The sequence below is a fragment of the Alicyclobacillus fructus genome (assembly GCF_017329605.1).
In the GTDB taxonomy this organism is placed as follows: Bacteria; Bacillota; Bacilli; order Alicyclobacillales; family Alicyclobacillaceae; genus Alicyclobacillus; species Alicyclobacillus fructus.
The window spans coordinates 55,657-75,099 of record NZ_JAFMTY010000017.1 but is presented as its reverse complement, the minus strand read 5'-3'; the positions used below and the strand labels follow the sequence as shown (position 1 = coordinate 75,099).

Here is a 19,443-nt window from a genome sequence, read left to right as displayed (position 1 = left end):
TCATGTATACCACAAATCTCATCGAGGGCTATCACAGGCAATTACGCAAGGCCACAAAGGGCAAAAGCATGTTCCCCAACGATGAGTCGCTGCTGAAGATGCTGTATCTGGCGACGATGGAGGTGACGCGGAAGTGGACGATGCGGGTGGCCAACTGGGGCACGATCCTTGGACAGCTGGTCATTTACTTCGGGGATCGAGTGACGCCTTACCTCCCGTGATGACGTTAGGTGGCATGCCCCACGGTGTGTGGCCTGCCACGTCTCACCAGGATGGCCGCCTCGCGCCGGCTGTCAAGGCTGGGAAACGTACCTTGACAGCCTCACAAAGTGACCTGGGCCGAGGCGGATGACGAGGTCCGAGAATTGCTTACATGGAGTTTACACAGTTCTCTTGACACACCCGCGAAGCGCGCAATCGAAAAAACCTTGGAATTTGTGCGGTGACCCTGGCTACGCGCGCCGCAGTCGAAGCCGGAGTCGATGTGGAAACGGCCTATGGAATGAGTGACGTATGGATACAAGCATTGGAAGACGCTCAAGGAATCGTTGAGATCGAATCGACCCTTGACCGAGCACTGGCGTCGTTCGCCCAAGCTGCCCGCAACGCTCGACTCGCCGGGTACTCCCGCCACGTGCGAGAAGCCTATGCCTACATGCGCCAGCATTTGACGAAGCCGCTGAGGATTGCGGACGTGGCCGAGCACATCGGTGTGCATCCCCATTATCTAGCCGCGCGATTTAAGTCCGAAGTGGGAAAGACCGTGAGCCAGGCGCTCTTTGGCCTTCGCATCGAAGTGGCCAAGGACCTGTTGCTTCACAGCAAGCTTTCAATCGGGGAAATTGCGACAATGCTCCAGTTCACCGACCAGAGCCACTTTGCTCGGCGATTTCGACACGCAGTGGGCGTTACGCCGCGCACCTTTCGGCAGCAATGCATAGGAGAAGCGAGGAGCAGTCAGGTTAAGGAGTGATGCCATTCGAAGGGAGAATGACGAATGCCCACCATCACGGCACCTCCAGAGACCGGACAGTCGCCGTCGTATCCCACGTCCTTTCCGCCGCAGCATCAGGCGCACCAGCCAGGCGTCGAGTCGCAGATGAACCCGCGCCCGTTCTTCGACAACCCCGCGTATCAGGGTGCGCGCAAGCTGGAAAACAAGGTGGCGCTCATCACGGGCGGCGACAGCGGGATCGGACGAGCCGTCGCCATTGCGTTCGCAAAGGAAGGCGCGGATGTCGTGATCGCCTACCGGGAAGAACAGGCGGACGCCGAGGAGACCGTGCAGCATGTCGGGCGGTATGGCCGGCGCGCCGCGCACCTGGCGTTCGACGTGTCCAGGAAGGAAGAGTGCGATCGCGTCGTGCAGCAGGCCATCCAGCAATTCGGGAAAGTGGACATCCTCGTCAACAACGCCGCGCGCCAGCACCCACAGACGAGCGTCCTCGACATCACGCCGGAGCAGTTGCACCAGACGTTCGCGACGAACGTCTTCGGCTACTTCTACATGATTCAGGCGGTGCTGCCCCATATGCAACCCGGGGCCTGCATCATCAACACCGCGTCGATCACGGCCTACCGCGGTCACGAGACGCTGATCGACTACGCGGCGACCAAGGGCGCCATCGTGTCCTTGACGCGATCGCTCGCGCTTTCCTTGGCGAAGCAGGGCATTCGCGTCAACGCCGTCGCCCCTGGACCGGTGTGGACGCCGCTGATTCCGGCGAGCTTTGCGGCGAACGAGGTGGCCCAATTTGGCGCCGATACGCCCATGGGGCGCGCGGGCCAGCCGGCGGAACTCGCGCCTGCGTACGTGTTCCTCGCCTCGGCGGATTCCTCGTACATGACGGGGCAAGTGTTGCACGTGAACGGCGGCGAGATCGTCAACGGGTGACAGAGGCCGAGATCGTCAACAGGCGGGCAACGCAAATGAAGAAGGGCGCCCCCGTACAGGGCGGCGCCTGGTTTGCGTATTCAGCTTTGCGGGACGAGCGACACGGTGCCGTTTGCGGGGATGACGCCCGTCAGCAGCGTGTCCGCCGCATATCCGTTCGAGACGGTGGGATCCTGCGCGGCAATCTGGATGGTGTACACGCCCCCCGAGGGCTGGGACGAACTCGCCACGACCCAGTCGCCGCTGTGCAGATTCAGCAAGACTTTGGACAGATCGCCGACCTGATACACGGGGATGGTGGTGGCCGTACCGGCCGGATTTTGCACCACGACCCGGTACACGTTCGTCAACTTGATATATTGGGAGTCCACCCAGCCGTAGCCGACGACGTGATACCACGGCACCACGTACGGCCCCGCCATGCCCTCGGCGATCTCGTCGATTTTCACCGTCGTTCCCGCCGGAATGAGGTTCGCATTCGACTGAGAAGGCTGGATGTACTGGACCCACATGCTGAAGGTCCAAACTCCGGTCGGGTTCGACATGTGCATGACCTGCGACTGGAACTTCTTGACCGCCGCCTGCGTCAGCGGACCGAACTGCCCGTCCACCGTGAGCCCGGCGTTGATGGTCTTATTCAGGAATTGTTGAACCTCCGTGACCGGCTCCCCGAAGCTGCCGACCGACAGCTGCCCGAAGAACTGCTGATCTTCACCTTGCGCGACGCTGGCGTAATACGGCACGCCGTTGTTCGGATAATAGCTGTCCGGCTGGGTGACGCCCTGCGCACCGTTCATGTAGTACACCGGCTCGGTCGTCGACTTGGGCGCCGGCGGATTGTTCGACGGGGAATACTGCACGTACGCGCTCACGCTCGATCCGACCGAAGTGGCGAACTGCTTCATGACGGCCGCGATGCCGCTCGCCCACGTCTTGGCCGTCGCGTAGTTCACATTCATGCCGCTGAGCGTCGGGGAGACGTACAGACTCGCGCCCGGCGTGAGATAGTTCATCCGCACCGTCCACGCCTCGAAGCGAATCGCGTAATCGTCGCTCGGAAACACACCGGCGTCCTGCCCCGGATTGGAGTCGTACGCGCCGTAGCCGAACAGATTGTTCTTCTGGAGGGCGATTTGGCTCTGCCCCCACGCGCTCTCGAGGATCGCGTGCGAGACCAGGTAGTTCGCGTCCACGCTGTACAGGTTCTGCGCATCCATGAACGAATTGCCGAGCCCGTTCAACGGAGAGCTGTTCTGAAGCAGGAATTGGTTGATGCTCTGCGCGTTGATGCTCGACGGCGCCGGATAGCGCAGATCGACGTTGGTGAACGACAGCGTGTTCGATCCGCCCGTCGAGTTCCCCGTGGAATTGCCGGTGCTGTTCCCCGTGCCATTGGAGGTGGAGTTGCCCGTCGCGTTGGACGTGCTATTCCCTAGCGAGTTGCCGGTGGAAGAGTTGCCCCCGGTCGCGTTGGTGGTGTTGCCCGTCACGTTCGTGCCGTTGCCCGTCGAAGGCCCGGTCGCGTTCGTGACATTCGTCACCGTGTTGCCCCCCGGCACCGCGCCCGTGCCATTGCCGGTGCTGTTGGCCCCCGTGCTGTTGCCTGTGCTCGAACCGGTGGAGTTCGAGGACGGATCGCCCGTCTCGATCACGACGGGTGCCGGCTTCAGGTCCCACTCTGTGCCCTGCCACGTGGAGGCGATCCCCATCCGCTGGAGCGCGTTCATGACGTACCACACGGGCATGAAGGTCGTCAGCTTGCCGGAGGCCGGATCGGGATACACGACGGCGGGCACGTTCGCCACCACCGTCTGGCCGATGGCAATCGCGGCGCTTCCGGGTCCGTAGCTGATCTTGGTGTAATCGACCGCTTGGCCGCTCGGCGGCGTGAGCGTCCAGACGCCGCCGGCCCACGCGCTCTGGATCCCGGCCTTGCGAAGCGCCTCCATCACGTACCAAATGGGCATGTAGGCTGTGCCGCCGTAGGTGAAACCTACGGGCTTCGAAATGAGTTGCCCGTTCCACACGATGCGCTTCGCTTCCACGTGTTGCACGAGCGAACTGCCCCGCGCAAGCACGGTCATCACCTGGCGGTAGTCAGCCAACGCCTTGGCCAGGGCACCCCACGTGAGCGGGCCGACCACGCCGTCGGTCTGCAGTCCCTCTGCCTGTTGGAACGCCTTCACTTCTTTCTGCGTTGCGCTGTCAAACACACCGGAGGCCTGTCCCACATCGTAGCCCAGCGCGTTCAACGCGTTCTGCAAAACTTCCACATAGAATCCGGTGGCACCGTAGCTCAACATGGGATACGACTGAACGTCCGAGAGCGTCAACGCGACCACAGGAACGCTCGTCGAGGACACCGAGGCGCTCTGCGAGCTCGGGGTCTGCGCCCAAGCCAAAGCCGGAGACGACAACAACAGGGTGGCTGGCAGCGCCATGACCGCGAGCAGGCGATGCGACTTCACAACCATGACCTCCATTCTCGAATGGCTGCACACTCAACCGCTGACCGACGTGATGGGTGAAGGCAAATTGGGCGTAAGGACGTTGACCCGTTCCACCGCGAGCCCGGACGATCCGGCCTGGACATCCAGGGCGCCGAGCGCCACCGTCCCCCCCAGTGCCGGCATCATTTGATTCCAGGTGATGACGATCCCGCCCGGCGGGATTTGAATCGCAATCGGTTCGGAAGCAGACGCCCGCACGTCCCGAGTATCCAAAGACGGCGCGCTGATCCATGTTTTCCCGTTGCCCAGCTGGTACTTGACTCCGCCTGGCGACGTGACATTGGCAAACCCGAATCCCTGAGGAACGGACGGAATCACAAGCAGCCACTGGCTGTTGCGCCGAACCACCTGAAGCTGGTTGAAAAACTGGTATGTGGCCAGAATGGCCGCCTGGGCGTCTGAGGCGGACGCGAAGAGCGTCTGCCCGCTCCCTGCCTGGAGCGTAGCTTCGTATTCATCAGCAGGCGGATACCAGATCCGCCAAGCCGTGGGACTCGTTTCGACATAACCCTGCAGACAATCGTGCAAATTCGACGCCAAGACGCCCAATTCCTGCGCTGTCATGTCGGAAGATGGATTCCAGTTATCTGGAACCAGGCCGATGGCGCTGGCCCATGCCGTGGGCGATCCGCCCGGCTGATACGCGGCGTCCTGCTCTGAGATGCCGAGCGCGTTCCACAAAAGTTGCGCCGCTTCCGCCCAGGTGATGGGCTGAAACGCGCCGGACATCGAGGAAGACGGCGGCTGATACCACCCCGCGCGAATCGCGGCCTGCATGATGCCCCAAGCCGGTGATCGCGCGCTGAGATCGGCGTAAGGACTCGCGCCTGAAGGCGCCGGGGACAGGTCGAGATCGGTCGCAAGTGCGGAAACCACATTCCACACGGCGATCTCGTCACCCGGGAGCGGCGCGGGCAAGGCCGACGTGTCGAGGATCAGGCTGTTGCCATTCAACGTCGCGGCGATGCCCAGCCGTGCAAACAGATCGACGGCATTTGCGATAGGAATGAACGCCTCGGGACTGCTCGCGCCCGGCGGGGTGGCCACAGCGCTTGGAATGCGCTCAATCGGCGTGCCGTCGAGAACCACCTGGGCGCCGCCCTTCACCTGAGGTCCCGGAGTCGTGTTCACAGGCACCGAAACCGGCCCTGCGATGGTCAAGACCCCGTTGGACCAAGATGCGGAGAAGCCCAGTTGATTCAAGACCTGCATTAGGTTCCAGACCGCGACGTCCGTCTGGCCGCCTTCGATCACGGTCGGAATACCGCCGAGCGAGGTGTCGCCCACCGAGACGCGAAGCGACGAGAAGGCCGGATGAGAACCTGAGGAGCGGGCCTGAGCAAGGACAGCGCACGGCGCGCTGAGCGCTGCCGCGAGCGCCGCGGCCGCGAGCGAGATCTTACGAACCTCCATGGATGGCCACCCCCGCAATGAAACTCGCTGTCGTGTCGTAGGCGACGCGGGCCTGTCCGGTCGATCGCGCGGATGTCAGGAGCAGCTTGGACCCGTCGTAGTAGGCGTGCGAGGCCTGATTCGTGCCAAAGCCGTAGGCGGACAGTTGCGCCAAGGAACTGTCGTAGAGGGCCTGATCCGCCTGGCTGATGCCGACCAACTCCACCTCAACGCCTAAGCCGTACTGTGCCGCGGTCTGTGCCGCATTGCGCATTCGGGCGAGGTTGGCGGCCGCACCCTGTTCCACGTAATTCGGTTGGATCCAGGCAGCGGAAAACCCAAGCGTTTTCCAGTCCGGAATCCCGGACGCGCCGTAAAACGGAATCCAGAAGAGCGGCAGGCCGTGCGACGCCGCGAGCTGCGACGCGAACTGGACGTAAGCCGACTCTCCCGGCATGGTTGCGCGGAATTGTTCCTCGTTCCAGTAGAGACCGACAAGCTTCAGATTGGAGAAGTGCGCCTGGTTCCAATCGTTCAGCACCTGGTTGAGATACCAGGTTTCCGCTTGTTCGCGGGCCGCGACGGCGTCGGGATCGCTGGCGGAGCCCGCGAACGTGATATTCTGTCCGTTCACGGTTCCAAACGTCACCTGACCGTATGGAAAGTACGGCAGCGAGAGCACCACCTGCTCCTTGTAACCCGGTCTGTGCAGGGCCTGGTTGACGTAGCCCACGGCCTGGTTCAGCGCGGACAATTGCTTTCCAGGCGCGAACAGATCTTGAAGGTACGCGCTCAAGCCCGCTTGGGTGGTGGGCACGGAACCATAGGGAAGAAAGAGCATCGTGTCGAATAAAGGCGCCGTGATCTGACCACTCTCGGCGACGTACGCCAACATGGGGACGAAGTCCTGCTCGCTCCAGGTGCCCAGTGCGCCGTTGGCGCCCGTTTCCACGAGCAACATGTTGCGAATGCCGTACGCGTTCGGCGCGGAGGGCAACAGCGGCCCCACGGGCTTGTCTGGATTGGCCGCCACCGGGGTCAGAGCCGCCGCCGAAGCGCCTTTGGCCTGGAACGAGCCCTTGACGTCAAAACCGTCCAAAAACACCCACACATCGACAGGAACCAGAATGCGCACGGCGGACGCCTCGACGCCTTGGCTGGACGACCACGAGAACGTCTGCGCCATCACGTTGCGCGTGCTGAGCGGATAGGCGGATGCCTCGCGCCCCGCGCTGTACCACTTTCCGTTCGACTCAAACTGAAACTCGACGTAGCGCGGGAAATAGATGCCGAGAGGAAAGTCCTGCAGCGCTCGCACAGAGACGGACACAATGTCCGCGGCCCGAGGCAGCGTCAGGGTGATGACCCGCTTGCCCTGATGGCTGAAGCCGCGCCACCCGCTGAAAGACGTGACATCGCCGGGGTATTTCGCTTCCTCGGCTTCAAAGACGGGATCCGGCACGCCGTCAATGGCCACCGACACCTGTCCGGCCGAGGTGAGATCCTGCGGAGCGCCCGCAGACGTCACCTGGGCGTGCAACGGGACCTGCCCGGAAGCCGCGAGAAAAACCGCCGCGCTTGCGCACCATGCGAGCGCACCGCGGAGTGAGAAATGCAATGGAGATACACCTTCCCTCTGGTATTCATGGTATCGAGCGACTTCCACAACCAGCGACATGGATACCGTTCGATGGTCAACCCATTTTTCTAAGGGCATCTCGGAAACCTTTCACAATTCGCGAAGAGGCGAGCTGCCCAAAGCGACTTGCGGCCGTCGCAAGTGGCACTTGGGCGCGCATCAACTCGGCCGCTGAGTTGGACGTCCACCCGTTGACGCCTTGACTCGCGTCCCCTATAATCGGAGACAAACTGATATCGTTCGTCTGGTGGACGCGAAGATCTCAGGTCGTCACGTGGGCACATAAGGCCTGAGGGAGCGAGTTGTGCAACCGGCCACCCGCGCATCGCCGTGGGTGGCCTTTGCTATTTCTCAAGCGCAGCGCGTCGCCTGTTGTGGCCCGTATGGGGGTACAGGGGAGAAGAAAGGCGCGGCGAAGGTCTTCGCGCATCACAAACCACGGGGCGATAGCCGGCGCACAAGCGGCCGGGATGAGTATACTCATCCCGGCCGCTTTCTTGTATGCACTTGACCTGTGCGCACTTGACGCACTTGACAATCCCACGGGTGATGCGTACGATCGATGACAAACGTATACTTTTGCATACGAAAGGTCGTGATCGCATGCGTATTCCGCATGGCCATCCTCGCGACGGCCACCCGGGCCACCGCGGCCGCCATGGTCACCCCGGCGCGTTTCATCACGGGGGACCGCAGACCTTCCGCCGCGGGCGGGCCCTTCAGTTTCTCGAGTTCCTCGACGTGCGGCGATCGACGCTGCTCCGGCAACTCGAGCAACCCGAATTCGCGGACATCCGGCCCGTCCTGACGGGCGAACTCAAAGCTGTGGAAAGCATTCGGGACGAATTCATCGCGATGTTCGACCTTTGGCCCGCTGCGGGCGAAAGCGAGTCTCGCGCGGATGTCCCGGACGCGCCCTCCCGGGGCGCGGACCACCCCACAGGCGACACGCCGTCTGAGGGGGATGGCGCGTGAGCACCACTCGACCATCCCTGCGGGTGTGGATGGCATTTCTCAAGCCGTACCGGCTTGCCGCCCTGCTTGCGCCCCTCATGATGGGCGTCGAGATCGCGATGGATCTGTCCCAGCCCGCGCTCGTCTCCCGGCTGGTGAACCGCGGCGTCCTGGCGGGCGAGCCGAAGACCATTCTCCGCATCGCGCTCGTGATGACCGCGGCGGCGCTCATCGGCTTCGTCGCTGGCGTGCTGTGCAACGTGTTTGCAATCCGGGTCTCGCAGAACATGGGCGCCGACGTGCGGGCCGCCCTGTTTCGCCGGGTGATGTGGCTGTCGCGGGACGGCATCCACCAGTTCTCCGTGGGATCGCTCGCCACCCGCCTCACGGACGACGTGACCCAGGTGCAGACGCTCGTGCAACAGCTGCAACAGGGCCTTGTTCGCGGGCCCGGATTGGCCATCGGCAGCATGATCATGGCCGTATGGCTGGATCACCTCGTCGGCGTCGTGCTCGTCGGCTCCGCCGTCCTGCTCGCGGTCGTGCTCGCATTCACCATGCGCCTGGCGTATTCCAGGTTTCTCGCCGCCCAGCAGGCGCTCGATCTCGTCAACAGCGAAATGCAGGAACATCTCGTGGCCATGCGGGTGGTGCGGGCCTTTGCCCGAGAGGAAGAAGCCCTACGCCGCTTCTCCGCCGCCAACGATGCCTACACTCGCGCTTCCATCCGTGCGATGCGCGTCATGGTGACCAACACGCCGGTGCTCAACCTCCTGCTGGACTCGGCCATCGTGGCGATTCTCTGGTTCGGGGGACATCGCGTCTGGCATCATCGGTTGACCGTCGGCGGGCTGGTGGCGGGCATCAACTACGCGACGCAAGCGCTGTCCTCGCTCCTGTGGGTCAGTTCCATGCTCGTGTCGGCTTCGCAGGCCATGGCCTCCGCCGTCCGCATTGAAGAAGTTCTTCAGAAAGAGCCTTCTATTCGCGAACCAGCCGTCGCGAAAGACGCGAGCCCGCATCCTCACATTCGCTTGAGCGGTGTCACCATGGCGTACCCGGGGGCTTTCCATCCAACGCTCAAAGAGGTCTCGCTCGACATCCGAGCGGGAGAATCGCTCGGGATCATCGGGCCCACCGGATCGGGCAAGACCTCGCTCATTCAATTGTTGCCGAGGCTGTACGATCCGCAGGAGGGCGTGATCACCTGGAATGGTGTGGATTTGCGCGAACTCCGCCTGGGTTCCCTGCGAGGCCGCGTGGCCATCGTCCCGCAGCGGCCGACGCTGTTCTCGGGCACCATTCGTGAGAACATCGCGTTCGGAAGACCCCAGCTGACCGACGACGAACTCGTGGCGTGCACGAACATGGCCCAGGCGCTGGAATTCATCGAACGCCTGCCGGATGGGTTCGAGACGCGGGTCGCACAGCGGGGCGTGAGCCTTTCGGGAGGGCAACGGCAGCGCATCGCCATCGCTCGCGCCCTCGCCATCCGCCCGCGGGTTCTCATCCTGGACGACGCGACGAGCGCGCTCGATGCCGCGACAGAAGCCGCCTTGTTTGCCGCGCTGCGAGCGGTGGACTGGGATCTGACGGTGGTCATGGTCTCGAGCCGCGTGGCGACGGTTCGCCGCTGTGATCGCATTGCCGTGATGGATGCCGGTAAATTGGAGGCGATTGGAACCCACGAGGAATTGTGGGTCTCGTCCGCGTTATACCGCGAGATCTGGGCGTCTCAAGCCGGCATGGGACACAAGGAGGCGACGCTGCGATGAACCAACCCCAGCGACAGGGGCCCCATCACGCCTTCTCGGGGCCGGGGCCGGGCGCGCCCATGCATCACGTGCCCGGCGTGCGCGCCGCGAATCCAAAGGGCGCCTGGACGCGCTTGTGGAGGTATCTGGGTGACCATCGGCTCAAGCTTTCGATCACCCTCGCTGCGACGGCCGCCTCCACGGCGCTGTCGCTCATCGCACCCTATCTGATCGGCCGCGCCGTGGACGTCGCGGTGCGCGCCGCCAGTCCGAATTCCTTGCTTCGCTTGTGCGCGCTGCTCGGCGCCGCGTACTTGGCCAACGTGCTGGCCACGTTCGTCCAACTGTGGCTGGCCGCCGACATGTCCCAAGAGAGCGTGCGCGCGATGCGGCGCGACCTGTTTGCCAAATTGCTCGTGTTGCCGATTCGCTTTTTCGACAGCAGAGCCCACGGCGACCTCATGAGCCGCAGCACGAACGATCTCGCCAACGTGTCGAATGGCCTGAACCAGACCTTGGCCCAGTTCCTGTCGAGCGCCATGGCGATCATCGGCTGCGTGGCCATCATGTTTTGGCAAAGCCCCCGCATGGCCTTCGTCACCTTGACCGTTGTGCCCGCCACCGCCCTGTGCGCGCGAGCCTTGGGGCGGTGGACGCGCCGCCACTTCCGGGCCTTGCAGCGCGATCTCGGCCGCGTCAACGGATTCGTGGAAGAAAGGGTCTCGGGACAGGAGATCGTCCAGCTCTTCCACCAGGAGGCGCGCGTGATCGGAGAATTTGAAGCGCTGAACGAGTCGCTCCGCAAGACCGGCGTGCGAGCCCAGAGTGTGGCCGGATCGATGGGGCCGACCATGAACACGTTGCGCAACTTGTCGTACATGGCCATCGCGCTCGCGGGCGGTATGTTCGCCTCGCACCACCTGATCACGGTGGGCGTGATCGCCAGCTTTCTCAGCTATGCCAACCAGTTCAGCCAGCCGGTCAATCAGATTGCGAACCAGTACAATTTGCTGCAGGCGGCGTTCGCGGGGGTCGAACGCGTCTCGGAGGTGTTGGACGAGCCAGAAGAACGGGACGAAGCCGGCGCTGAAGCGCTCGCACAGCCCAAGGGGAGGGTGGAATTTCGAAAAGTGTCATTCAGCTACCCAAACGGCGAGCGGGTGCTTCACGAAGTGTCGCTCACCGCGCTGCCCGGCCAGATGATTGCCATTGTGGGGCACACGGGATCCGGCAAGACGACGCTCGTCAACCTGTTGACGCGGTTCTACGATCCCGACGAGGGGCAGATTTTGATCGACGGCGCCGACATTCGCCGCTTCACGCGCCGAAGCCTGCGGCGCCAGATCGGCATGGTGTTGCAGGACGCGCAGTTGTTCACGGGAACGGTGCGGGACAACATCCGCTTTGGCCGACCCGAGGCGACGGACGCGGAGGTGGAACAGGCCGCAAAGCGAGCGGGGGTCGACGACGTGATCCGCCGCCTGCCGCAGGGCTACGACACGCGCCTGGAGCCGAACGGCTCCAACCTGAGCCACGGCGAGCGCCAGCTCATCGCCATTGCGCGGACCATTTTGGCCGATCCGGCGATACTCGTCCTGGACGAAGCCACCTCGAGCGTCGACACCCGGACGGAGATGCGGGTGCAGGAAGCCTTGGGGCGCCTGATGGAAGGCCGCACGAGCTTCGTCATCGCGCACAGGCTGTCGACGGTGCGCAAGGCGGATCGCATCTACGTGATGGACGCCGGCCGGATCGCCGAAGAAGGGACCCACGAGGAACTGCTGCGCCGGCAGGGCCGCTACTTCGAACTGTGCCGCCTGCAGTGGGGAGAGGCGAATCCGGGCGCGTAGCGCCTGCGCAAGAAGGAGTTCGGGATGGCGAGGTCCTCGCGGTACTTGGCGATGACGCGCCGCGAGAGCCGGCACCCCTCGGAGGCCAGAAGATTCGCAATGGCCTGATCCGACAGGGGCCTCGCCTTGTCCTCCCCCCGGACGATCTCGGCCAGGCGGGCCTTCGCCGCCTCCTGCGACCATCCTGGCGCCACCTCCACCGAGAACAGGCGCTCCATCGCCACGAGGCCCTGCGGCGAGGCCAGAATTTTCCCCTTGACGGCGCGGCTGACGGTCGATTCGTGCACGCCGACCTCCTCGGCGATGTCGGCCAGGCGCAGGGGCCGGATGCCCAAGGGCCCGCGCTCGAGGTAGGTCCGCTGGCGCCTCACCAGCGCTTCGGCCACGAGCTGCAGCGTGAGACGCCTGCGCTCGATGGCGCGAGTGAGCCAGGCCGCGCGTTTCAGCCGCGCAGACAGGAACTGGCGCGCCTCTTCCCCTCCCGCCTGCAACAGGTGGCGATACTCGGAACGCAATTCCAGGCGCGGAGCGGCCCAGTCGGTCACTTCGACCGTCCATTCGCCTTCCGTCTGGCGGACGACGACGTCCGGGATGAGCGGCCTCACGGGATCGGCCGCCGCAGCAGCCGCCGGTGCGGGCGTCAGGCGCTTGATGCGGCGCACGGCCTCTTCAATCTGTTCCAGCGAGACCGAGAGGCTCGCCGCAATCGCGTCCAGGCGGCCTTCCGCCACATCCGGCAGGTGGTGTTGGATGATGGCAGCCGCGATCGACTTCATGGGCTCCCGTTCGTCGCGCAGCTGCAGCAAGAGGCACGACGCAAGGTCTTCCGCGCCGATGCCCGGCGGATCGCAGGACTGAAGCGCGACCAGCGCTTCCCGCGCGACGTCCGGCGGCGCGCCCAAGCGGCGGGCGATCACGTCGAGCGGTTCGGCGAGGTAGCCGCGCTCGTCCAGATCGTCCGCCAGGTACAGCGCGACGCGAAGGACGGGATCGCAAAGCCCCATGAGGCGAAGCTCCTCTTTCAGCCGTTGTTCAAGCGGCACCACGCTCGCCACGCGCGCCAAGGGATCCACATCCTCGGCGCGCGCCACGGAGCGAAGCCGCGGCCGCTCGAATCGAAACCACGGCTCCTCCTCCGCGAATCGCTCCAGCTCGGCGGCGAGATCGGCCGAAGGCATCGCCAGCACGCGGAGGGACAACCGCATCTCGGCGGTCAGCCGAAGCTCCTGCCTCAGGGAGAGTTCGAGTCCCAACGACTGCATCACGACTTCGCCATCCTCGGCTTGTACAAGAGATAGTAACCCAGAAGCACGAGCACGATGATGGGGACACCGGCGTAGATGGCCACGCGCTGGCCGGGAATGAAGAGAAGGCTGACGGCGATGGCGAGGTTCAAAACGACGCCGAGAATCGGCACCACCGGATACCCGGGCGTCCGGTACGCGAGCTTCGACAAGTCGCCGCCCTCGCGCACGTACTTGCGGCGGAATCCGATCTGCGAGGCGCAGATGATGGCCCACGACAGCACCGCAATCAGCCCGATGCCGGAGACGATCCACAAGTACAGCGTATTCGGCGACACGTCATACAACCACAAGGACAGCGTGCCGATGAACAGCGTGACGACCACCGACCACACCGGCACCTTCTGCTTCGAGAGATGCGTCAGAAACCTCGGCGCCATGCCGTCCAGGGCCATGGACCAGAGCAGCCGCGACGACGCGTAGGTCCAGGACGATCCGGCCGACAGCGCGGACGTGATCACGATGAGGTCCATGATCAGGTGCGCGTAGGGGATGCCGGCGACCTGGAAGATGGTCGCAAACGGGCTGTCGTTCACGCCGGCCTTCTGCCACGGGATGATGCCGACCAAGACGATCATCGAGATGACGTAGAACAGAAGGATGCGAACGCTCGTCGTCCGCACGGCGCGCGGCACGGACTTCGACGGGTCCTTGCTCTCCCCGGCCGCGATGCCGATGAGCTCCGTGCCGCTGTACGCGAAGCTCACGGGCACGAGCGCGAGAAACACCGCGCCCAGTCCGTGCGGGAACAACCCGCCCTGCCCGGTGTAGTTGCGAAGCCCAATTGCCGGATGCCCCGTCAAGCCGAACAGCGCCAGCACGCCCGCGATACACGCGGCGATGATGCCAATGACCTTGATGCTCGCAAACCAGAACTCGCTCTCTCCGTACACGCCGACGCGCGTGAGGTTCAGCGCCAAATAGATGGCCGCGAAGATGGCGTACCAGACCACGTCCGGCACGTGCGGCAAGTATTGATGGATGATGATGTCCGCGGCAATCCACTCGCCGCCGATGGTAAAGGCGCCGTTCAACCAGTACAGCCAGGCGCTGAGAAAGCCAATCGACGGGCTGATGAACTCCTGCGCGTAGGTCTTGAACGATCCCGCCACCGGCATGGCCGTGGCCAACTCGCCGAGGCACATCATGACGATGGCCACGATGACGCCGCCGAGCACATACGCGAGCACGGCGCCGCCCGGCCCAGCCTGATTCACCGTGTACCCCGAACTGAGAAACAGCCCGGTGCCAATCACCCCGCCGATGGAAATCATGAACATGTGGCGCGCCTGCATCCCGCGGCGCAATTTCGACTCTTTCTCCAAAATGTTGTCCAATTGCTTCATGCGCGACGTCGTCTCTCCTCGTCTTGCTCGCGACAACGCTTACACGTGCGGCCGCGGCTCGTTTGACCTCTCGTAGTTTAGCAAATCTCATGCCAAGCGCGCGATCCCGCCCTCATTCCCTCGCGCCCGCATCCGGCGGCGAGATGAGCTCGTCGAACCACTGGCGGGCCTGCAACCGCTCTGGGCAGTGCCCATAGGGTTTGCACCCCGAACAAGCGCTTGTTTCATCGCAAATCGCCGACCCCTTCCTGCATGCTCATGCATCAGCGGCGGTATGCCGCTGGATCCACACCCACCTCCCGGAGCCAGTACTGGAGGTTCTGCCTGGACATGCCGAGCCTCCGAGCTGCCTCGGACACGTTGCCGCGCGTCTCCCGAAGCGCGTCCTGCAAGAGCGAGCGAGCGTAGTCGCGGATGAGATGGCGAAACGTCGGGCCCGCTTCCGGCCGCCCAGTCGGCGCTTGGCGGCGCGGCGCGTCGTCCGGCACCTCGGCGCCCGCTCCCCTCGCACTGGCTTCCACGCGCCCCTCGTCCGCGAGCGCCTGTTCCAGTCTGCGCCGCACGTGTCCAGGAAGGTGCTGAAAGCCAATCGTCTGCTCGTCCTCCATCAGGTTCATCGCGCCCTCGATCACGTGCTCGAGCTCGCGCACGTTGCCGGGCCAGTCGTACGCTATGAACGCCTCCATCAGCCTCGGTTCGCAGCCGTCCACGCGCAGCCCGAAGGCGCGGTTCAGGCGGGCGATGAAGTGCGCCACGAGCGGCGGGATGTCTTCGGGGCGGGATCGCAACGGAGGTACGGTCAGCGTCACCACGCTCAGGCGATAGAACAGGTCAGCCCGCAGCCGGCCCTCGCGGATGGCACGGCCCGGGTCTTCGTTCATCGTGGCGAGGATGCGCACGTCCACGGGGCGATCCTTCAAATCGCCCACCCGGCGCACCACGCGCTCCTGAAGGACGCGGAGCAGCTTGGCCTGCAGCGGCGCCGGCATGGCGTTCAGCTCGTCGAGGAGGAGCGTGCCCCCGTTCGCCTGCTCGATGAGTCCCGGCCGATCCACCGCGCCCGTGAACGCGCCGCGCGCCGTGCCGAACAGGATGCCCTCGACGAGCGTGTCCGGAATCGCGGCGAGGTTCTGCGATACGAACGGCCCGTCCCGCCGCGGGCTCGCCGCGTGAAGGCCCTGCGCCAGAAGCTCCTTGCCCGTGCCCGTCTCGCCCACGATGAGCACGGACGAATCCGTCCGCGCCGCCCGCCGCGCCTGCTCCAGCACCTCGCGCATCGCGGGGCTCTCCGCGATGATGGACGCGAACGTGTAGCGCACGCCCGCCTGCCCGAAGGCCGTGCTCCGCAGTTGCTCGACGCTCGTCACGTCCCGGGCGATCTCGACCGCCCCCACGATCCGCCCGTCCGCGTAAACGGGAAACGTCCGATTCACCGTCGTGATGGCCTGTCCGCGCCGATTGAAGTAGGTCTGACGCACGTCATCCCGCCGCGCGCCGCGCCGCACAGCGTCGAGCAGCGTGCTGCCCGCGGCATCCGGAAACGAAAACACGTCGTCGATCCTTCGGCCCATCACGTCCTGCCGGGACATGGCCTCGATATCCGCCATCTTCCGGTTGTAAAACACCGTGACCCCCTCGGCGTCGACCACGTGCACGCCCTCGTCCAGGGCATCGAGTGCCGCCTCGAGCAACAACCGGCGCGAATCCACGTCCTGCGGGCGCATCCCTCGCCTCCTCTCCGCATGTTCCAGCCGCGCCTGCATCAATATACAATCAGCATCAGCGCGTCTCGCGTGTTCGGCATGCAAGCCTAGTTTGCAGTCCAACGCCGAAAAGCGCAAGAGGCGAATCGGCTGCGAGCGCGAACGGTCCCGCCGCGCGTGCGGCGGGCACTGGCCATTTGGCACAAAGTTTGCTTCGATCGTACTCGTAGAGCCTGCGCGGCAACTAGCCCTACGCATCACACCTCTCGAAGGAGGCCATTCAATGATTCCGTATCGCCCAGAACCTTTGACAGACTTCAACAACCCTGCAAATCAGGAGGCGTTCGCCGCCGCGCTCGCCAAGGTGGAGCAAGAGCTCGGCCGCACGTATCCACTTGTCATCGGCGGCAAGCGCATCGACACCGGGCGCTACATCGAGTCCATCAATCCGTCCAGGAAGACGGAGGTCATCGGCCGCGTCGCCATGGCCGGAAAGGCCGAGATCGAGCAGGCGCTTGAAGCCGCCTGGGAGGCGTATCGGACGTGGTCGCACATGCCCGTCCTGGAGCGCGCCGCGCTGCTGTTCAAGACGGCGGCCATCATCCGACGGAGAAAGCACGAGTTCTCGGCCTGGATGCTGCTCGAGGCCGGCAAGAGCCGCGCGGAGGCCGACGCGGACACGGCTGAGGCCATCGACTTTCTGGAGTACTACGGGCGCCAGATGATCGATCTCGCTCGCCGCGCGGACGACCTCCTCACGCCCATCTCTGGCGAGGACAACCACATCGAGTACATCCCGCTCGGCGTGGGAGCCATCATTCCGCCCTGGAACTTCCCGCTCGCCATCGTGACGGGCATGACCGTTTCGGCCGTCGTCGCGGGCAACACGGTGCTGTTGAAGCCCGCCATCCAGACGCCCGTCATCGCCTACAAGCTGATGGAAGCGCTCGAGGAGGCGGGCATGCCGGCAGGCGTGGTCAACTTCGTCCCAGGCGATCCGGCCGAAATGGGCGACTTCATGGTGGGCCACAAGGACGTGCGCTTCATCTCCTTCACGGGTTCCAAGCAGGTGGGCCTGCACCTCAACGAACTCGCCGCGAAGCGCATCCCCGGTCAGCGCTGGATCAAGCGGTTCATCGCCGAGATGGGCGGCAAGGATGCCATCGTCGTGGACGAGGGCTACGACGTGGAAAGCGCCGCGAAGATTATCGTTCAATCGGCCTTCGGCTTCTCCGGCCAGAAGTGCTCGGCGTGCTCGCGAGTCATCGCGCACGAATCGCTCTACGACCAGCTCGTCGATCGCGTCGCGGTGCTCGCGAAGGCGTTCAAGGTGGGCGACGTGCGCGATGCGAGCGTGGGCACGGGGCCGGTGATCGACCAGAAGGCGTTTGAAAAGATCACGACCTACATCGAGATTGGCCGCGGCGAGGGCCGTCTGGTCGCGGGCGGCACGGCGTCGAACGAGACGGGCTTCTTCGTCCACCCGACGGTGTTTGCGGATGTGAAGCCGGACGCGCGAATCATGCAGGAGGAGATCTTCGGCCCGGTGGTCGCGTTCACGAAGGTGGGATCGTTCGAGGAGGCCATCGACGTGGCCAACAGTACGGAGTTCGGCCTCACCGGATCGGTGCTGTCGACGAACCGCGAGCACCTGGCGTATGCGCGCCACCACTTCCACGTCGGCAACCTGTACTTCAACCGCAAGTGCACAGGGGCCATCGTCGGCGTGCATCCGTTCGGCGGCTTCAACATGTCCGGCACGGATTCGAAGGCAGGCGGCCCGGACTACCTGCTCCTCTTCACGCAGATGAAGAGCGTGTCGGAACTGTTGTGACGGAATTTGGCGGGCGAGATCGCCCGCCTGTTGAGGTGAATCCCATGACGACACAGGTGACGAGCCGCGAGGCGCTTCAGCTTGAGGAACAGTATGGCGCCAAGAACTACCACCCCCTGCCCGTCGTGCTCGTGAAGGGCGAGGGCGTCTGGGTGTGGGACGCGGAGGGCAACCGGTACCTCGACATGCTGAGCGCCTACTCGGCGCTCAACCAGGGGCACCGCCACCCGCGCATCATCCAGGCGCTGAAGGAGCAGGCGGACGCCATCACGCTGACGTCGCGCGCGTTTTACAACGACAAGCTCGGTCAGATGTACGAGCGGATCGCGAAGCTCACCCATAAGGACATGGTGCTGCCGATGAACACGGGCGCCGAAGCGGTGGAGACGGCCATCAAGGCGGTCAGGCGCTACGCGTACGACGTGAAGGGCGTGCCGAACGACCAGGCCGAGATCATCGTGGCCGAGCACAACTTCCACGGCCGCACCACCACCATCATCTCGTTTTCGAGCGATCCGGAGTACCGGCGCGGCTTCGGCCCGCTCACGCCCGGCTTCCGCATCATTCCGTACGGGGACATCGAGGCGCTGAGGCAGGCCATTACGGAGAACACCGCGGCGTTCCTCGTCGAGCCCATCCAGGGTGAGGCGGGCATCATCGTGCCGCCGGAAGGCTACCTGCGCGAGGCGTACGCGTTGTGCCGCGATCGCGGCGTGCTGTTTGTGGCCGACGAGATTCAGACGGGACTCGGCCGCACGGGACAGATGTTCGCCTGCGACTGGGAGGGCGTCGTGCCCGACGTCTACATCCTCGGCAAGGCGCTCGGCGGCGGCGTGTTCCCCGTGTCCGCCGTGGCGGCCAACCGGGACATTCTCGGCGTGTTCGAGCCCGGATCGCACGGCTCGACGTTTGGCGGCAACCCGCTCGGGGCGGCGGTGGCCATCGCGGCGCTCGACGTCATTGTCGAGGAGAAGCTGCCGGAGCGTTCGCGCGAACTCGGGGAGAAGTTCATCGGCTGGCTGCGCGAACTCAAGCACCCGGCCATCAAGGAAGTGCGCGGCAGAGGCCTCTTCATCGGCATGGAGCTCCACGAGAAGGCGCGGCCGTACTGCGAGCGCCTGAAAGATCTCGGGCTTCTGTGCAAGGAAACGCACGAGAACACCATTCGCTTCGCGCCCCCGCTCGTCATCACGGAAGACGAGCTCGCGTGGGCGTTCGACAAGATCCGGAGCGTCTTCGCGGAAGGCGCTCGCTAGAAAGCAG

General features: G+C 64.4%; 14 protein-coding genes and 1 riboswitch. Of the genes, 8 read left to right on the top strand and 6 right to left on the bottom strand.

The genetic code is table 11. The annotated features are described in order from the left end of the window. From J3481_RS09890 to J3481_RS09880, 3 genes are all read left to right on the top strand, one after another. Positions 1 to 221 (top strand): transposase (locus J3481_RS09890; protein ID WP_206831872.1); only part of this gene is annotated, 221 nt, incomplete at its 5' end. Positions 222 to 442: 221 nt separating this feature from the next. Continuing rightward, the gene (locus J3481_RS09885) at positions 443 to 973 is read left to right on the top strand and encodes a helix-turn-helix transcriptional regulator (RefSeq protein ID WP_206831871.1); all 531 of its coding nucleotides are present in this window, start codon (positions 443 to 445) and stop codon (positions 971 to 973) included. A 24-nt stretch (positions 974 to 997) separates the two neighbouring features. Continuing rightward, positions 998 to 1,894: an SDR family oxidoreductase gene (locus J3481_RS09880; protein ID WP_206831870.1), complete on the top strand. Its 897-nt coding sequence runs from the start codon at positions 998 to 1,000 to the stop codon at positions 1,892 to 1,894. 80 nt (positions 1,895 to 1,974) lie between these two features. Here J3481_RS09880 and J3481_RS09875 read toward each other — a convergent pair whose 3' ends face one another. Genes J3481_RS09875 through J3481_RS09865 form a run of 3 tightly spaced genes read right to left on the bottom strand, consistent with a single transcriptional unit; the run spans position 1,975 to position 7,414 of the window. Beyond that, positions 1,975 to 4,368: a peptidoglycan-binding protein gene (locus J3481_RS09875; RefSeq protein ID WP_236011511.1), complete on the bottom strand. Its 2,394-nt coding sequence runs from the start codon at positions 4,366 to 4,368 to the stop codon at positions 1,975 to 1,977. A gap of 27 nt (positions 4,369 to 4,395) precedes the next feature. After that, positions 4,396 to 5,817 carry a hypothetical protein gene (locus tag J3481_RS09870; protein ID WP_206831868.1) on the bottom strand — a complete coding sequence of 474 codons (1,422 nt, stop codon included), beginning with the start codon at positions 5,815 to 5,817 and terminating at the stop codon, positions 4,396 to 4,398. Beyond that, on the bottom strand, positions 5,804 to 7,414 hold the full coding sequence (locus J3481_RS09865; protein ID WP_236011510.1) for a DUF4855 domain-containing protein: 1,611 nt from the start codon (positions 7,412 to 7,414) through the stop codon (positions 5,804 to 5,806). The genes J3481_RS09870 and J3481_RS09865 overlap by 14 nt, the downstream gene beginning before the upstream one ends. Positions 7,415 to 7,675: 261 nt before the next feature. Then, a riboswitch (cyclic di-GMP riboswitch) is annotated at positions 7,676 to 7,760 on the top strand. A gap of 278 nt (positions 7,761 to 8,038) precedes the next feature. Between J3481_RS09865 and J3481_RS09860 the strand changes: the two genes are divergently transcribed. From J3481_RS09860 to J3481_RS09850, 3 genes are read left to right on the top strand one after another with little or no spacing between them, the layout of a single operon-like run. Then, the gene (locus J3481_RS09860; RefSeq protein WP_206831877.1) at positions 8,039 to 8,410 is read left to right on the top strand and encodes a hypothetical protein; all 372 of its coding nucleotides are present in this window, start codon (positions 8,039 to 8,041) and stop codon (positions 8,408 to 8,410) included. Then, the gene (locus tag J3481_RS09855) at positions 8,407 to 10,164 is read left to right on the top strand and encodes an ABC transporter ATP-binding protein (protein ID WP_206831867.1); all 1,758 of its coding nucleotides are present in this window, start codon (positions 8,407 to 8,409) and stop codon (positions 10,162 to 10,164) included. The genes J3481_RS09860 and J3481_RS09855 overlap by 4 nt, the downstream gene beginning before the upstream one ends. Then, a complete protein-coding gene (locus J3481_RS09850) occupies positions 10,161 to 11,993 on the top strand; it encodes an ABC transporter ATP-binding protein (RefSeq protein ID WP_236011509.1) in 1,833 nt (610 codons plus the stop codon). Before J3481_RS09855 ends, J3481_RS09850 begins: the two co-directional genes overlap by 4 nt. On the opposite strand, the gene rpoN is transcribed toward J3481_RS09850, so the two are convergent. From rpoN to J3481_RS09835, 3 genes are all read right to left on the bottom strand, one after another. Then, the gene (gene rpoN, locus J3481_RS09845) at positions 11,942 to 13,255 is read right to left on the bottom strand and encodes an RNA polymerase factor sigma-54 (protein ID WP_206831874.1); all 1,314 of its coding nucleotides are present in this window, start codon (positions 13,253 to 13,255) and stop codon (positions 11,942 to 11,944) included. The two genes, J3481_RS09850 and rpoN, sit on opposite strands and share 52 nt — an antisense overlap. After that, complete coding sequence (locus J3481_RS09840) at positions 13,255 to 14,643, bottom strand: amino acid permease (RefSeq protein WP_206831866.1); 1,389 nt, start codon at positions 14,641 to 14,643, stop codon at positions 13,255 to 13,257. The genes rpoN and J3481_RS09840 overlap by 1 nt, the downstream gene beginning before the upstream one ends. A gap of 263 nt (positions 14,644 to 14,906) precedes the next feature. Beyond that, positions 14,907 to 16,367, bottom strand: a complete 1,461-nt coding sequence (locus J3481_RS09835) for a sigma-54 interaction domain-containing protein (RefSeq protein ID WP_206831865.1) — start codon at positions 16,365 to 16,367, stop codon at positions 14,907 to 14,909. Positions 16,368 to 16,629: 262 nt separating this feature from the next. On the opposite strand from J3481_RS09835, the gene pruA reads away from it, so the two are divergent. Continuing rightward, positions 16,630 to 18,180 carry an L-glutamate gamma-semialdehyde dehydrogenase gene (gene pruA / locus J3481_RS09830; RefSeq protein ID WP_206831864.1) on the top strand — a complete coding sequence of 517 codons (1,551 nt, stop codon included), beginning with the start codon at positions 16,630 to 16,632 and terminating at the stop codon, positions 18,178 to 18,180. Positions 18,181 to 18,224: 44 nt separating this feature from the next. Further along, complete coding sequence (locus J3481_RS09825; RefSeq protein ID WP_206831863.1) at positions 18,225 to 19,436, top strand: ornithine--oxo-acid transaminase; 1,212 nt, start codon at positions 18,225 to 18,227, stop codon at positions 19,434 to 19,436. Positions 19,437 to 19,443: the final 7 nt, after the last annotated feature.

Coding starts and splice junctions, on each gene's coding strand:
- J3481_RS09835 (WP_206831865.1), bottom strand. CDS start 16,367: ATGCGCCCGCAGGACGTGGATTCGCGCCGGTTGTTGCTCGAGGCGGCA.
- J3481_RS09870 (WP_206831868.1), bottom strand. CDS start 5,817: ATGGAGGTTCGTAAGATCTCGCTCGCGGCCGCGGCGCTCGCGGCAGCG.
- J3481_RS09875 (WP_236011511.1), bottom strand. CDS start 4,368: ATGGTTGTGAAGTCGCATCGCCTGCTCGCGGTCATGGCGCTGCCAGCC.
- J3481_RS09850 (WP_236011509.1), top strand. CDS start 10,161: ATGAACCAACCCCAGCGACAGGGGCCCCATCACGCCTTCTCGGGGCCG.
- J3481_RS09840 (WP_206831866.1), bottom strand. CDS start 14,643: ATGAAGCAATTGGACAACATTTTGGAGAAAGAGTCGAAATTGCGCCGC.
- J3481_RS09825 (WP_206831863.1), top strand. CDS start 18,225: ATGACGACACAGGTGACGAGCCGCGAGGCGCTTCAGCTTGAGGAACAG.
- pruA (WP_206831864.1), top strand. CDS start 16,630: ATGATTCCGTATCGCCCAGAACCTTTGACAGACTTCAACAACCCTGCA.
- J3481_RS09880 (WP_206831870.1), top strand. CDS start 998: ATGCCCACCATCACGGCACCTCCAGAGACCGGACAGTCGCCGTCGTAT.
- rpoN (WP_206831874.1), bottom strand. CDS start 13,255: ATGCAGTCGTTGGGACTCGAACTCTCCCTGAGGCAGGAGCTTCGGCTG.
- J3481_RS09860 (WP_206831877.1), top strand. CDS start 8,039: ATGCGTATTCCGCATGGCCATCCTCGCGACGGCCACCCGGGCCACCGC.